Annotated in this window: 9 protein-coding genes and 1 pseudogene; all 10 read left to right on the forward strand. The window is 45.6% G+C overall.

Annotated features, from left to right (window positions below; translation table 11 throughout):
• The first annotated feature begins 49 nt into the window (after positions 1 to 49).
• Positions 50 to 1,834, forward strand: a complete 1,785-nt coding sequence (locus C6P11_RS01070) for a hypothetical protein (RefSeq protein ID WP_135518033.1) — start codon at positions 50 to 52, stop codon at positions 1,832 to 1,834.
• A 199-nt stretch (positions 1,835 to 2,033) separates the two neighbouring features.
• Positions 2,034 to 5,054 (forward strand): prealbumin-like fold domain-containing protein, encoded by a 3,021-nt coding sequence (locus tag C6P11_RS01075; RefSeq protein WP_135518034.1) that lies wholly within the window; start codon positions 2,034 to 2,036, stop codon positions 5,052 to 5,054.
• A gap of 353 nt (positions 5,055 to 5,407) precedes the next feature.
• A complete protein-coding gene (locus C6P11_RS01080) occupies positions 5,408 to 7,987 on the forward strand; it encodes a SpaA isopeptide-forming pilin-related protein (protein ID WP_135518035.1) in 2,580 nt (859 codons plus the stop codon).
• Positions 7,988 to 8,056: 69 nt separating this feature from the next.
• Complete coding sequence (locus C6P11_RS01085; protein ID WP_135518036.1) at positions 8,057 to 8,953, forward strand: class C sortase; 897 nt, start codon at positions 8,057 to 8,059, stop codon at positions 8,951 to 8,953.
• Between the two features lie 116 nt (positions 8,954 to 9,069).
• The gene (locus C6P11_RS01090; RefSeq protein WP_135518037.1) at positions 9,070 to 9,420 is read left to right on the forward strand and encodes a hypothetical protein; all 351 of its coding nucleotides are present in this window, start codon (positions 9,070 to 9,072) and stop codon (positions 9,418 to 9,420) included.
• 76 nt (positions 9,421 to 9,496) lie between these two features.
• A complete protein-coding gene (locus C6P11_RS01095) occupies positions 9,497 to 11,389 on the forward strand; it encodes a M13 family metallopeptidase (RefSeq protein WP_135518038.1) in 1,893 nt (630 codons plus the stop codon).
• Between the two features lie 100 nt (positions 11,390 to 11,489).
• Positions 11,490 to 11,915, forward strand: a complete 426-nt coding sequence (locus C6P11_RS01100; protein WP_135518039.1) for a DUF697 domain-containing protein — start codon at positions 11,490 to 11,492, stop codon at positions 11,913 to 11,915.
• A gap of 833 nt (positions 11,916 to 12,748) precedes the next feature.
• On the forward strand, positions 12,749 to 13,243 hold the full coding sequence (locus C6P11_RS01105; RefSeq protein ID WP_135518054.1) for a PTS sugar transporter subunit IIA: 495 nt from the start codon (positions 12,749 to 12,751) through the stop codon (positions 13,241 to 13,243).
• A gap of 14 nt (positions 13,244 to 13,257) precedes the next feature.
• A complete protein-coding gene (locus C6P11_RS01110; protein ID WP_135518040.1) occupies positions 13,258 to 14,745 on the forward strand; it encodes a PTS transporter subunit EIIC in 1,488 nt (495 codons plus the stop codon).
• 2 nt (positions 14,746 to 14,747) lie between these two features.
• Positions 14,748 to 16,379: pseudogene (gene treC, locus C6P11_RS01115) on the forward strand (alpha,alpha-phosphotrehalase).
• The last annotated feature ends 258 nt before the right edge of the window (positions 16,380 to 16,637 follow it).

Consider the following 16,637-nt stretch of genomic DNA (forward strand, 5'->3'; position numbering starts at 1 on the left):
AACGGATACGCAAGACGTAACGGTTGACCACCGTGGTGGAAAGTACGAGTTGAAGAACTATGATACGCCAACTTTGGATAAGGATATCAACGTCTTGAAGCCGGCAGCGGTAACTGATTTGGTTGTTAACGGCTATGATGCAGATAACAATCCAATCTACGACAACAAGAATGCTGACTACAGTCAAACGTTCGTAGATAACGATACCCAGTTCGGTGTATCTCGTGGTAAGGCCTATAACTACACGGTTGACCTTGAAACTAACCCTGACTTGGGGACGTATTCAAAGTTTGGTATTGTTGATAACATTCCATACCAAGTAAACATTAACAGTTGGACATTGTACGGACGCTTTGGTAAGGGCGGTGTTACAACATTGGCTGATAACAACCAAGGATTAGTACCTTTGATTCAAGCCGTCGACCCTGACGGTGACACACCTGACCACTCGACGTCGGACGGACTTCACCAACCTTCAAAGCCTTACGATACAGATAAGGGAACTGGAGTGTCATTCAAGTTCTACGACCAAGCAGCAGCGAATGCGTTTGATTATCCAGGTAAGGTTTACGCAGAAGGTGATCCAAACTACAAGCAATCATTGATTGACCAAACCAAGTGGATTTCAGAACATTTGATTCACATGTATGGATACAACAGCCAATACTCATTTGATACCAAGAACCAAGCTGTTCAATTTGATGCTACCGGTGATGGCGCATTGAAGAATGGTAAGATGACCATCGACTTCTCAAAGGAATTCTTGACTAAGTACTCATCAACTAACAAGTTTGAAACGTTGACGCAAGATCAAGGCGTGTCATCAAGTTTGGTATTCAAGATGAATGCGCAAACGAACTCAGCCGCACAAGCTAACGTTGGTGGAACTAACAAGGGCATCACAGATGGTGAAAAGCCACAAACGAACATGATCAACAACTTTGTGACGTTCAACTACAATAATGGATATGTTGGTGGCTCAATGTATGACCAATCACAAACGAACGCGGTTGGTTGGGAATTCCAAAAGACTGACTCAAAGGGTAACCCAGTTAGTGGTGCCGGATTTGACTTGGGACGTTTGGTAACGAAGGAAAACGTTGAAAATGTTATCTCTCAATTGATTGGTAACAAGAACAACGGAAACGTCGTATCTGATGAGACTAAGCTTCACATGGCTGACAAGATGGGCTTCACTGGTAACGATGCTGCTAAGATTGCACAAGTAATGAACTACTTGAATGGTCAAGCCGATGTCCTTCGTAAGGCGGTTGCTGATGGATCGGAAACATTTGTTTGGTTCATTCACTTGACGGCAGCAGCTGATGCAAGTGGCAACAAGCAACCAATCGTCGATGCCATGGATTCACACATGGAAATGGGTGACATCTACTGGGTAACGGATAAGCGTTGGGCAACGACCCACTTGTCTGGTACGGATCGTGGTTACTTCCAATACTGTGGAGTTGCCGATGGTAACTACGTCTTGCACGAAGAAATCACGCCTAAGGGTTACAAGCAAATGGATGACTTGAAGTTCACAATTGGTGCTAACGATTCATTCTATGTTGACGCAAATGGTAAGTCTAAGAATGCAGAGTACCCAACGGTAACGTCTGCAGGTGATAACCAACAAATGCCATCTGATAACCAAATCACTGGTCGCGTTGGTGAAGATGCCACGTCTGAAGATAACTGGGCTTCAATCAAGAACTACAAGAAGTCAGTATTGCCAGTTGTTGATGGAGTTGGTGCGTTGAGCTTGTTCTTCATCGGAGCAATTGCAATGATCGCTTCATACATTAAGCGTAAGACGGATATGCGTGAAAACTAAGTCGCTAAAAAAATCCACAATTTCAGAGTTTGTTCAAAAACAACTGTAACAAACCTGTAATAAAACACATAAGATGTAAAATACCTAAACGTGCATATAGCAGTTTGGGTATTTTTTTTCGGCACAATTATAGAGTAAAGAAAAAACAAACAAATCGAGCCACGAGTGGGTAGATTGTATTTTTAAGGAGATATGCTATATGGCTAAATGGAAGAATGCTTTGTTGATTTCAACAATCGTTGCGCCTATTGCTTTTGGGGCTTCACCATTGGGGGATGCATTGGCTGCACCTAAGGACGCACGTCCAACGTCAACACCTGTTGTTTTGCACAAGCAATTGACTTCGGATTCAAACACATCACACAAGGGTGATACGTTCTGGGGAAATGGACACGAAGCAACGCCTACAAACCCATTCACGGAAGCTAACGGGTGGAAGGCTGCTGGTGCTGGATATGAATTTACTGCTTATCAAGTACCTGAAAAGGTAGGGCCAGCTGGATCACAAGTAAAGTTGATTTCATTCCCAAAGAACAGCAACAGTACGCCTAAGGTTGCAGATGTACAAATCGGTAACTTGACAAAGACGGATGGGTCAGACTTGTTGTGGTCAGACGTAATCGAAGTGAATGCAGAGCCAGCAAAGTCAACAGCACACGATGCAAGTAACGAAAAGACTGACTATGTTGTACAATACTCGCTTTCAATTGATATGGATTACCAAGCACAATTAAAGACGTACTTGGATGCAAATCACGTAGAGATGTTCGTTGATAAGACGGATGCAAGCGGAGCGGCTAGGTTTGATGGTTCTGATGGCAACAAGCCATCGCTAGAAAACGGAAACTGGATTATCCTTGAAACAGATACGCCAAAGGATGCGGGCATTAATACTATCCAACAAGGTATGGTCTTAAGCTTGCCAATGATGGATGCTGCATCAATTACGGCAGATGAACCAGATGCAAATAAGTACTGGTTTGGTGATGCTGGCTCAGGTTATGGTGCAAATATCTTGAACTTGTATCCAAAGGACATTGCCTCATTAGCTAAGGTTGATGTGACAAAGACCGGCTCAAAGTCAGATTTGCCACAAAAGGATTTCTACTATACTGTCTTCGTTGCAGATGAAACGCAATTGGCTAACGTTAAGGCTGCAATTGCAGCGGCTCTTCCAGAAGGGTCATCTGCAAATAATGTTGACTTGTCAACTGTAATTGCAGGTCAAATTGGTCAAAACTTTATCCAAACCGTGGGTACGGATACCACTGGTAAGGCAAGTTTCACTGGTTTGGATCCAGTAACACAACTTGGTGCGGGTCAATCATACTACATTGTCGAAAGCAAGACGCCGGTAGTGGCTGACGCTGATGAACCACACTACTTGTTGGATGCAACAATTCAACAAATTGTATTTGATAACTCAGATACTACGCCAGCTTTGACGCCAGATGACGTCAAGGTACCATACTCAGGCGGAACATGGGATGTTAACAACTATATGCCAGGAATCGATAAGAGTATCACAATTGGGTCAGGTGAAGATACTGATACTGCTGGTCAAGGTACGAAGAATGGTGGCGACACTACAAACGGTGTTGATCGTGGTGAAGACTTCATCTGGAACATTGTATCTGACTTGAGTGTGGATGCATCTGATTACAACAAGAAGTATGAAATTGACGATACGATTCCATACCAAACGAACTGGACAGCTGCCAAGGTTGCTGTTGCTGGCATTGATGATGTGTTTGAATTGGAACACATCTTGCCAAACCCATCAAACGGTGGATTGACGGGTCATGCTATCACGTATGGTAACAACGATAACCCAAGTACAACGGGTGGTACAGCAAACGGTGCGTTGAACAGCGCCTACTTGAAGTTGACAGTTCCAAACGGCACATACGCTAAGTTGGCAAACGTAACAGCCGCTAAGGCTATTTTGGATGTAGCAGGTGTAACGAACGACACGACGTTGCAAACGTTCTTGAACACAAACGTGACAGTTTCTGGGGTGTCATCAAAGTACCACTTTGAAGAGAATAACCGTTTGGCCGTTAAGGATGCAGATGGTCAATTGACGATTGCAGTTCAAGAACAAGGCCGTGAATTGTTCTCAGCTTTGGCCGCAGCTCAAACTGACACTGCTAAGCGTGTTATGAACATCGCTTTGACAGCGCACGCAAACTCAGCTGCGCAAGCTTCAATTAACGACACTACAGATATCACCAACAAGGTTGACTTTGACGTTGAGAACGATTACGACGTTTCAACTGACAAGGACACGGTTAAGACATTTGACGCTGGTTGGGAAATCGTAAAGACCGATGGTAGTGGTCAACCTTTGGCTGGTGCAGGATTCGATTTGGCGGTTGAAATTCCTAATGGTACTGAAAAGGCCGATAAGGTTAAGCGTGCCGCCTTGTTGAACAACTTCTTCCATGGTGAAATTTCACAAGGAGAGAAGAAGGGTCAACACGTTTATGATCAAGCGTTGTACAATTACGCAGTAACTGTAGATGGTGAACCAACAACTATTGGTGCTCTATGGGAAGGTATGTTCTTGGATGCCGCTAAGTCTGATCAATTCAAGACTGGATATGACACTTCAGGTTTGACGGATGACGATGCTATTAAGGCTCTTGCATACAACACAACTGATGCTAATTCTTTGTACAATGAGTTGGTATCTATGATGACGGCAACTGACTACGAGACTGATGGTCAAAACGTCCTATACTTCATGCACAAGGATGCTGCTACTGGTGCATACATGCCAGAAATGGACATGGGTGCAACTGGTGTAGTTATGGGTGATGTTATCTGGACGCCAGTTCGAGCATGGGCAACGACTCACGTAACTGGTGATGATGGTTACCTACAATACTGCGGATTGGCAGCTGGTAAGTATGCTTTGATTGAAAAGACTGCACCAGAAGGATATGCGTTGATTGACAACGAAGTACAACTTGGAAACGAGACTTATGCACACGCAGAAACGTTTACTTTGGGTTCAAAGGGTGTAGGTGTGTTGGACGGTGGAACTGGTAAGATTGACGGAAAGCCAACGGCTGACGATATCCATATCGAGAACTACCAAAAGTCAATGTTCCCACTTGTTGGTGGAATCGGTACTTTGTTCGCAGTGATTGCTGGACTGTTGGCAATGGGACTTGCATTGTTGAAGCGTAAGAAGGATATGAAGAACGAAGCTTAATTTGTAAGCTAGAATAACGTTATACATTCCAGAAAACGTGACAAGACATATTAGAAAGACGAGATTGATCCCGCCTTTGCGATGATATCTTTCTTACGATATGTTGAAAAACACGAAAACGGTGATCAAATCGATGGAGGTTTGATTACCGTTTTTGGGTTATCTGTGTTGAAATTTCACTCTTCACAAAATGCCCACGAATAACAAAATTCAGGCACAAATTAAATAGAAAAGTGAAACACAAAAACGGCGGAAACGCCGTTTTTTTTGTGAGAATTTTACTGTGAAGAAAAACTCATACATGGTCAAGTATGAGCGAAAAATAAGGATATGATTTTTGAGGAGATACGCGGATGAAAAAGCATCGTTCATTACTATTAATGGGGACGTTGATTGCACCGATTTTGCTAACGACTGGGGATGCGTTGGCAAAATCAGGCATCAACAATGAGCCAAAGAACACAAGCGTTGTGATTCACGCTATTACAGATGTGAGTGATACTGATCCAGGCAATGCACCAGAGTTGTGGGGTTCAGGTGAAGAAAAGGATATGAAGACGTTGCAAGATGCCGAGCCTGATACGACTTGGGAGACGACAACTGGCGCAACGTTTACGGCTTACGAGCTGCCAGCTGGGGTTGTCACATACCCTAAGACTGACGGTATTCCAAAGATTGCCACGACTAAGATTAAGGGCATTGACTGGACAAAGCTGTTGAAGGTTGTTGATGTGCCATCAGGTGTTGCCACGACTAACTTGGGTAACAAAAATGTGTTGGATAAGACCGTCGAAGTGGTTGATCGCGACCAATTCGTGAAGGCTGTGAAGGACGCTGGTTTGGCAACTAAGACAACGAAGGCGACTGATGGCGAAGGTGAAACAACTGTTACGTTGCCAAACGGACAATGGGTGATCACGCAAGATTCTGATGCCACTGGTACAGATGAAGCGATGCCAATCTTCTTGGATTTGCCAATGGGTAAGTCAAATGCAACCAAGACTGATTACTGGTATGACACACAATCACCTTTGCACGTTTACACAAAGCAATACAAGACGGCTTCCGTAACGATTAAGAAGACTGATGCGGAAACGAAGAAGGTCTTGGGCGGTGCGCAAATTTTGCTGGCACCAGCTTCAGTACAAGATAAGTTGAACGAAGTGTTGCCACAATTGATTAAGGATATTGAAAAGACACCAACGAAGGCCGACGCATTGGTCGCTGCTGCGTTGGGCTTGACGTCAGATCAATTCTCAATTGAAGCAACTGATAAGAATGGACAAGTTGTCTTTGATGCGAACAAGGGTATCGCTATCTCAAAGGGACAACAATACGTGATTGCCGAATTGATGGCCCCTAAGGGTTACTTGACGGATCTACAAGTAACGGTCGTAACGGCTGAACAAGATAGCGAAAACGCTGCGAAGTTGGTCAACTACGATGAGTTGCAAGTGGACAAGGCCATCACGGTTGATAACCAAACATTCGGTGCCAATGAAAAGGGTACTGGTGATGACAAGGAAGGTATCGCCCGTGGACAAAAGTTTACTTGGGATATCACGTCTGAATTAAACAAGAACATTGCTGACTACACGAGCTACAAGTTGACTGATGAAATGCCATATCAAGTGAACTGGATGTCAATGGACTTAGCATTGACGTACACGCAAAATGGCGAGGAAAAGTCAGTGCCATTGTCACAAGTGGTCAACGGTTTGTACCCAGTGAACCACGCAACTGACAAGTCATTGATTGACGAGGGTGTGACTGGACAAGGTCTAGGCTTCACGACTGATCAAAATGGGTCAACGTTGAATGACAAGACGATTGCTTACGATGCTGCGACTGCTCCAAAGGTAACTGGCTTGGCCGATGGCTTTGATTCATCAGCCTTCAACTTGTTCGGACATGAGAGTACGTACACATTCGTTGGACAAGGTGATTCAGCTAACCCAGCCCGTGTCGTTGACTGGACGAAGCCAGTTGAAAACGGTGAAATCGTGTTGGATATGACGGCTTCAGGGCGCCAAGCAATGGGTGCCTTGATTGAAAAGTTATTGGCTGAAGGTGCTGATGATGGTTCATGGAACTTGAGCTGGAAGATCAACTCAGCTGGTAACACGGCGTTGCAAGCGGATCACTTGGTCAACCAGATTGATTTGGATTACAACACGAAGTATGACGGCGGATCAGACGACGATAAGACACACACATTCACAGCTGGATGGGAAATCATCAAGACGGATGGCGACGTCAAGACTGACGCCAATGGTAACATCACCAACGGGTTGGCTGGCGCCGGATTCGACTTGGGACTTAAGGTAACATCAACGAACATTGATGAAGTTATCGCTGAGATGTATTCAGCAAAGCGTTTCCCGAACATGAAGCGTACAGCCTCAGAACAAGATATCCAACAACTGCGTGACGATGTGAAGGCTGGCAAGACGCGCTGGGTATACTTCATGCACGAAGATGTGAAGATGGGTGAGCCAATGGCATCAATGCACTCAAATGCATCTGACCCAATGGGTGACGTGTTGTGGACTGTTCGTGAAGACAACGCCACGACCCACTACTCAGGTCCTGACGGATACTTGCAATACTGTGGTTTGGCCGGCGGTGATTATCAATTGATTGAGCGTGAAGCACCATCAGGCTACAAGTTGATGACGGAACCACACTACTTCACGTTGTCAAACACACAATCAGGTAAGATTAACGGGGCTGCAACGGCTGATGACATCACGGTGGCTAACTACCGTGAGCAACCAGCCCAACCAGTAACGCCACAAATTAACGATACGCCAACGCACGCTGGCGGTATCTTGCCATACACGGCAACGGCCCTTGGTGGTTTGTTGACGTTGCTAGGATTGGCAGGTTTGATTGCGCTCTTCAAGAAGCGCCGTGCACAAAACAACGACTAATTTCGATTAGTCTGCTCGCCGGGTGATCGGCGGGGTACATATTTAGCTGTTAACTCGGGGGAGAAAAGAATGGCAAAAAAGAAAAAGAAATTTATGGCCGGGGCCAGTTGGTCTACCTGGATTCTATTTATTGTGGGATTGAGCATTTTCTCATATCCGATTGTGACGCAAGCTTATGAAGCAACTCACCAATCAGGAATGGTGAAACAATATCAATCAACGGCTGCGCAGATGAATGCCAATGAAAAGGCAAAGTTGCAGGCAGAAGCTGATAAGCGTAACGAGGAGATTAAGAAGAAGGCGCAAAGCACAAATGGTGATACGGATCCGGACGTGGTGAAGGCGATGATTGAGCTGAACCAAAAGAAGGATTTGGAGACAGGTAAGAACTCTTCTTTGACGAAGATTGCCGGTAAGCCATTGGGTGTTTTGTCGATTCCTGAAATTGGTGGGTTGCGTTTGCCAATCTACAACTCCGTGAAGGAAAAGGTGTTGCGTACGGGTGCCGGTATTGTGCCAGGTACGTCATTGCCACAAGCCAATAAGGAAGGGTTGCACACGGCTATCATGGCGCACTCAGGTTTACCAACGTCAAAGTTGTTCACGGACTTGGGTAAGATGAAGAAGGGCGACAAGTTCTACATCGAAGCGCTTGGAAGCAAGACGATGACGTACAAGGTTGTCGAGATTCGTGTGATGAAGCCAGATAAGATGCAGAACGCCTTTAAGTTGAACCCAAAGGAAAACTTGGTGACATTGGTAAGTTGTACGCCAGTTGGGGTTAACTCACACCGTTTGTTGGTGACTGGTAAGCAAGTGCCGGGTGATACGTTGCCATCAGGAACGCTACGTTCAGAGTTCTTGTGGTTCGCCGGTTTGATGGTCGTTGTGGCCACAATTATTGGTGTCTTGATTCGTAAGATTATCCGCATCAAGCAAGCCAAGATGGCTTTGGCTGGTAAGTAGTTTCATTGCTATAGATATGTTATCCTGAAGATACTGATTGGAGTACCGCAACTGCGGTGCTCCTTTTGTTGTTTAGGGGAGAAATGTAACAGTGTTGACTGTTCCGGGAGGCAACCATGGATCGATATGTGACGAAGCAGGAGTTTGATAATTTTAAGGAGCAAGACTTTAAGCCGCTAGCGCGAGAAGTGACGGACCTGACCAAGGATGTTACGATGTTGCAGGGGAAGGTGAATGTACTTGATGTGAAGGTTGATCATTTGGGTACGCGATTGGATAAGTTGGAAGGACACATCGAAAGTTTACCAACAAACGCTGATGTGAAAGTGATTGTGCAAGAAGGAATTGATAAGGCATTTGATCGATACTCAAAGAAGATGGTACTTAATATTTCAGTCGTCTCAGCCGTAATGGGATTGGTGTGCACGATGATATCGACATTCATGCAAATGTATTTCGCACGATAACATCCGCATATCCTTCGGGCTTATTTCATGGTTCAGTGTTAGAATAGTGAGAAATAATAAGAACGAGGTAATGCACATGGCAACACGAGTACAAGATGATTTCTATGATGCAATCAACGAGGAATGGGAAGCGCAAGCGGTGATTCCTGCGGACAAATCACGAACGGGTGGCTTCAGCGATTTGGCTGACGAAATTGAAGAGATGATGTTGGAAACGACTGATGCTTGGATGGACGGCAAGGATGCACCAACTGATGACATTTTGACGAACTTCATTAAGTTCCACCGTTTGACGTCAGATTGGGAGACCCGTGATGCGTTGGGCACAGAGCCGGTTAAGCCATTGATTGCGCGCTACCAAGCGTTTGAATCATTTGCGGACTTCAAGAACCACATTATTGAATTGGAAAAGGAAGGTTTGCCAAACGCCTTTCCAATCGGTATTGCGCCCGACTTCAAGGATGCGCGTACGAATGTCTTGTGGGCCGATGCATTGGGCACGATTTTGCCAGATACGACTTACTATGCTGAAGATCACGAGCAAGGTAAGGAATTGTTGGCCAAGTGGCGAGCAGCGCAAGAAGACTTGTTGCCAAAGTTTGGTTTCTCAGCTGATGAAATCAAGGACTTGTTGGACAAGTACATTGCTTATGACGCCCGTATTGCCAAGGTTGTCTTGAGCCAAGAAGAATCTGCCGAATACGCTAAGTTGTACCACCCATACAAGTGGGCCGACTTCACGGCGTTGACGCAATTGCCAATGGACGATGTGTTGCAAGCAATGACTGGTCAGACGCCGGACATGATTGTTGTGCCAGAAGAGCGTTTCTGGGCTGCATCAGATCAATTCTTCTCTGAAGAAGCTTGGCCATTGTTGCAAGCAACGTTGATTGTTGGTATCGCCAACGCCTTTACGAGCTACCTATCAGACGAGATTCGTGTCTTGGGTGGTGGGTACGGCCGTGCGTTGTCAGGAACGCCAGAAGCGTTGAACAAGCAAAAGGCTGCTTACTACTTGGCTGCCGGACCATACACGCAAGCGCTTGGTTTGTGGTATGCCGGTGAGAAGTTCTCTGAAGCAGCTAAGCAAGACGTCGAGCAAAAGGTTGCGACGATGATTGACGTCTACAAGCAACGTTTGCAATCAGCTGACTGGCTACAACAAGCCACGCGTGATAAGGCCGTGGTGAAGTTGGATGCGATTGTGCCACATATTGGTTACCCAGAAAAGTTTCCTGACCGCTACAAGGATAAGATTGTGGACGACGGGGCTGATTTGTTTGAGACGGCTGAAAAGTTCCGTGCCCAAGCGGTGGCGTACCAATGGTCAAAGTGGAACCAACCCGTTGACCGTGAAGAGTGGCACATGCCAGCTCACATGGTGAATGCTTACTACGATCCACAACAAAACCAAATTGTGTTCCCAGCGGCTATTTTGCAAGCGCCATTCTACAGCTTGGACCAATCTTCATCAGCGAACTACGGTGGTATTGGTGCAGTTATCGCGCACGAAATTTCACACGCCTTTGACACAAACGGTGCGTCATTTGATGAAAATGGTAGCTTGAACGACTGGTGGACGGAAGAAGACTATGAAGCCTTCAAGGAGCGTACGCAAAAGGTTGTGGATGAGTTCGACGGCTTGGATTCATATGGTGCCAAGGTTAATGGTAAGTTAACGGTTTCTGAAAACGTGGCTGACTTGGGCGGTGTGGCTGCTGCTTTGGCTGCCGCAAAGCGCGATGATGATTTCTCAGCGAAGGACTTCTTTGAGAGCTGGGCAACTATCTGGCGTCAAAAGGCCCGTCCAGAAATCATGCAATTGTTGGCTGCCTCAGACGTCCACGGACCAGCTAAGTTCCGTGTTAACGTGACGGTTTCTAACTTCGATGACTTCTACACGACATTTGATGTGCAACCATCTGACAAGATGTACCGCGCGCCAGAAGACCGTGTGATGATCTGGTAATGATTATGAAAAAACCGAATTCGACTTTGCCCAAGTGGCAGGTCGAATTCGGTTTTTAATTTATCGCGATTAGGTATAATAACCGTATGGAGGTGGAATTATGACACCAAATGAAAAAGCAAAAAACATTATTCACTCAGCATCAGGCGCAGCTGGTGCGGTGGCCTTGTCACCAATTCCGTTCACGGATGCGACGTTGCTTGTGCCGATTCAAGTCACGATGATTACGTCTTTGTTCAAGGCGTATGATCAAAAGGTGATGGAAGGTGCTGTACGTGGGGCTGTCTGGGCAGTCGCTGCGACGTCATTTGGTCGTGGCGTCGTGGGGAACGCGTTGAAGTTTATCCCTGGTATCGGCACGACAACCGGTGCAGCAATCTCAATGGCGACAGCGGTCGGATTAACCGAAGCAATCGGCTGGGCCATTGTGAACGAACTGGAATCAGGCGAAAAGGTAACGCCGGGTGATATCACGAGTATCATTATGAAGGCGGCCAAGACATTTAAGTTACCGAAGAAACAATAGCTATAAGCAGAAAACAGCCCCCGCGTCGGCGATTGCCGATACGGGGGCTGTTTTGTGTAGTGAAAAATCACGGTAACTTTGGCAGGTAACCCGTGGTCTATTCTTCATCAACACTAGGTACATAATGATGCGTATTTATCGTAACATGGATCCTTACGCATTCCGACCAAATTATTATTCTTTAGCAACTTTTAATTTGATTGTAGTTAAAAGTTTTATAGGTTAAACTAAAAGACGTGGCGGGAGCCATTGCGGAGCACCGTGGGGTCGCACTTCTCAATTTCGAAAGAGAGGTGCATAATGACGCATTTACTGGTCTTATTCCAAGATCCTTTAATTTTAATTTTGTTTGTATTCCTATTCGGAAACATTATGACGCACGTGCCGTTACATCATGCTTTGCTGCGAACAGTGGCATTATATGTTTTGGTGAGGCATCAGTTGTCATTCCCAGGAATCCTCGTTTTCCTTTGTTACGTTGAGAGAGCTGATTTACGTCGGCTTCGAAGACGAAGACCGAGGCTGAAGATTTTTGGGCAAAAGAAAAACCACGGAAACTTTCGCCGGTAGCCGTGGTCTAATCTTTATCATCAATAAAGTGTGACTTTGCGGTGCTCCGCCACAAATTTAGTATATAACAAACCGAATTCATTTGCCACATGGCAGGTCGAATTCGGTTTTTAATTTGCCAAAAAGCCCAACCTAGGCGGGCTTTGATAAGGAGTTTTTAAAAACGGCAAAAAATCCGTCGAAATATTTAGGTAATTTGTAAGCGGTTTCAATATAACGAAATTGTCGAGTGATGACTAACTATAAGTATGGGGGATTAAATGATGTTTGGATTTGGGAAGAAGAAAACAGCAGTGTTGGATCAACGACTATACACCCCGGTTATGGGTCAAGTAATTGAGCTAGAAGATGTTTCTGATCCGGTTTTTGCTGGTGGCATGATGGGAGATGGCTTTGCGGTCGAACCGACTGGAAATGAGATCGTTGCACCAGTCAGTGGGGAAGTGACAATGGTGCAAGGACACGCAGTGGGGTTCAAGCGTGCCGACGGTTTAGAGATTCTGTTGCACATGGGAATTGATACAGTGTCGCTAGATGGGTCCCCATTCAAGATTACAGTGTCGGTTGGTGATGTTGTGCAAGGCGGCGATGTTATTGCGACAGCTGACTGGGCGCAAGTTGATGCAGCTGGCTTGCCAAAGACAACAATGGTCTTGATTACAAATACGGCTGATAAGTTGGCTTCGATGACGATGGTCTTTCAGGAGGAAGCCGCAACAAATGCTGGTGAAGAAATCGCTACAGCAAAGGCTAAGTAAGGGGGAGCGAGGTTATGGGAAAAGATTATCGACCGTTAGCGAATGATATTGTGGCAGCCGTTGGTGGGCCGGAGAACGTCAACAAGGTGATTCATTGTATTACGCGTTTGCGTTTTTACCTGAAGGACGAAACCAAAGCGGACTCAGAAGCGATTCGTGAGATGCCAGGCGTGGCTGGAGCGGTTTACAACGAACAACTTGGTCAGTATCAAGTGGTTATTGGGCAAGAGGTCGCTGATGTTTACGATGAAGTGACCAAAATTTTGGGTCAAACGGATGTGGAAGAAACAACGACAACGCAAGCACCGAAGCCAACGACGACGCTAGGCTGGGTGTCGCATGGCTTTAAGCTGTTGATTGCGACGATTACAGGGTCAATGATGCCGGTAATTGGCTTGTTGGCGGCGTCAGGAATTCTGAAAGGGTTCCTAACGCTATTCACGTTTAACTTCCATTTGATTGATACGGATTCAACGACATACACCATCATCAACGCGATGGGTGATGCGGCGTTTTACTTCTTGCCGATCTTGGTTGGATTCTCAGCTGCAAAACAATTGAAGTCTGATCCGATTACGGTAGCCGCAATTGCGGGTGTATTGGTTCACCCAACGATTGCTGAATTGTGGAGCGCACCAACGAAGGGGATGAACGAATTATTCGGGGTGCCACTGAATGCCGATTTCTTCGGACTGCCAATTCACATTCCACAATATACGTATTCAATTTTCCCAATCATTTTTGGGGCATGGCTCGCACGACCAGTCGGCAACTGGTTTAAGAAGGTATTGCCAGTGTCGTTGCGTTCAATTTTTCAGCCGTTGTTCACAGTATTCATCGTCACAGCAGTCATCTTGTGTGTGATGGGACCGGTGATTTCATTGATTTCAGCCGGCATGGCGTGGCTGATTCACTTGTTGGTGACAGCAAACGAAGCAGTTGCCGGTTTGATTATCGGCGGGTTGTACCAGTGCTTGGTAATCTTCGGCTTACACTGGATGGTCATTCCGCTACTTTCAAACGATTTGGCGACGACGGGACACTCGGTATTGAACGGGTTGATTAACTTCTCAATGATTGCGCAAGCAGCTGGTGCATTAGCAGTATTCGTTAAGTCAAAGCAAGCTAACATAAAGGGTCTTGGTTTGGCCGGCGCCTTGTCTGGTTTCGCTGGTGTTACCGAGCCAGCTGTGTACGGTATTAATTTGAAGTACGGTCGCGTCTTTTGGATGGCCAATATCGGTGGTGCCGTGGGTGGCTTCATTGCTGGCTTGATGAAGATTGATATGTGGGGCTTCACTGGATCTTTGATTGGGTTCCCATCATTTATCAATCCGAAGACGGGAATCGATATGAGTTTCTGGGCCTTTTGGGCTGGTAGTGCAGCGACAATCGCGGTGTCATTCTTGTGTGTTTACTTCTGGGGCTTCAAGGATAGTGATACCGAAGTTGCCAAGACTGCTGAAAAGAAGAATGTCTTTAAGACAGCGCAGGGGGCATAGTGATGAGTTTTCACGATAAAGTGGTTTATCAAATTTATCCTAAGTCATTCAATGATTCGAATGGCGATGGGGTTGGTGATTTACCCGGCATTATTGAAAAGGTGCCCTATCTAGCTGATTTGGGTGTTGATGTCCTTTGGCTGAATCCGTTCTATCCTTCACCGCAGCGTGATAATGGGTATGATATTTCCGACTATACGGCGGTTGATCCGCGGTTTGGGATGATGGCCGACTTTGAGAAACTGGTTGCAGTCGCCCAAGAATAGGACATGGGCTTGATGTTAGATATGGTCCTTAATCACGTGTCGACCGAGCACGAGTGGTTCCAAAAGGCATTGGCCGGTGACGAAACCTATCAAGATTATTTCATTTTGCGTGATGAACCAAATAATTGGCCATCCAAGTTCGGCGGGAGTGCTTGGGCGCCGTTCGGAGATACCGGCAAGTATTACTTGCATCTATATGATGAAACGCAAGCTGATTTGAATTGGCGCAATCCAGCCGTACGTCGTGAACTGCAGGATGTGGTGAATTTTTGGTTGGATAAAGGTGCGGTTGGCTTACGCTTTGATGTGATTAATGTGATTGGTAAAGATGAGTTGTTGCGTGATAACGACGTGAATGAGGGGAAGGCTGAGTACACTGATACGCCGGTGGTGCATGATTACTTGCAAGAGCTAAATGCTGCAACCTTTGGAAAACGTGATGGCATCATGACAGTTGGTGAGATGAGTTCAACGACTGTCGAAAACTGCATTATGTACACGCGACCTGACCGCCATGAATTATCGATGACGTTTAACTTCCATCATTTGAAGGTTGATTATGAAACGGGGCAAAAGTGGACGGATGCGCCAGCTGACTTCAAGCAATTGCGTGATTTGTTGCATGAATGGAATGCAGGGATGTCGCAAGGTGGTGGTTGGAATGCGTGGTTCTGGAATAATCACGATCAACCACGTGCATTGAACCGCTTCATTAACGGTGATGAGTATCGTGAAGTCGGTGCCAAAATGTGGGCGGCCAGCATTCATTTGAATCGTGGCACACCTTATATCTATATGGGTGAAGAAATCGGTATGGTGGACCCGGATTTCGATAGCATGAATGATTATGTCGATGTTGAAAGCTGGCATGCATATGAAATGTTGCAAGCACAAGGTAAGTCGACCCAAGAAGCATTTGCGATTGTTGCTAAGAAGTCACGTGATAATTCACGTACCCCAATGCAATGGGATGACAGCGACAACGCCGGCTTTACGACGGGGACACCGTGGCTAAAAGTCGGCACGCATTATAAAGACATCAACGTCGCTGATGAAATGTTGAACGGTGGTATTCGTTCCTTCTATCAGCAGCTCATCACGTTGCGTAAGACGGAACCCGTGATTGCAGAAGGTGATTATGAACCTTGGATACCAGAACATGATCAGGTGTACGCCTACATTCGGCATCTTGATGGCACGCAATTGCTAGTGCTGAACAACTTTAGTAATGAAGTAACTAAGATTTCGATCCCAGAATGTTTTGTGACGGGGGATGTCCTGATTTCGAACTATGACGATGTCGCGGTTGCTGGTGTACAACGATTAGAAACTTATCAAACACTCGCAATAATTAGTCGAAAAGCTTAAAGGTTTCGTTCATAAACGCTTGGTAATCTATTTCTAGCGTTGGATGAGAATTAATAATCGAGAAAGAGAAGTTTACTCCGGTAAATTTCTCTTTACTAGTATATATTGGTACAAATCCATTAGTTACGTAGTTCACAATACTTTCGATAGCTTACTTAAAAATATGAAAACGCATGCATTTCCAGCTTTAAATCACTTGTTTTCATGAAAATAAAACAAATGGTTGCACGATATTAGCCTTATGTGATATTATTCACT

This window comes from Weissella confusa (genome assembly GCF_004766315.1).
Classification (GTDB): domain Bacteria; phylum Bacillota; class Bacilli; order Lactobacillales; family Lactobacillaceae; genus Weissella; species Weissella confusa_A.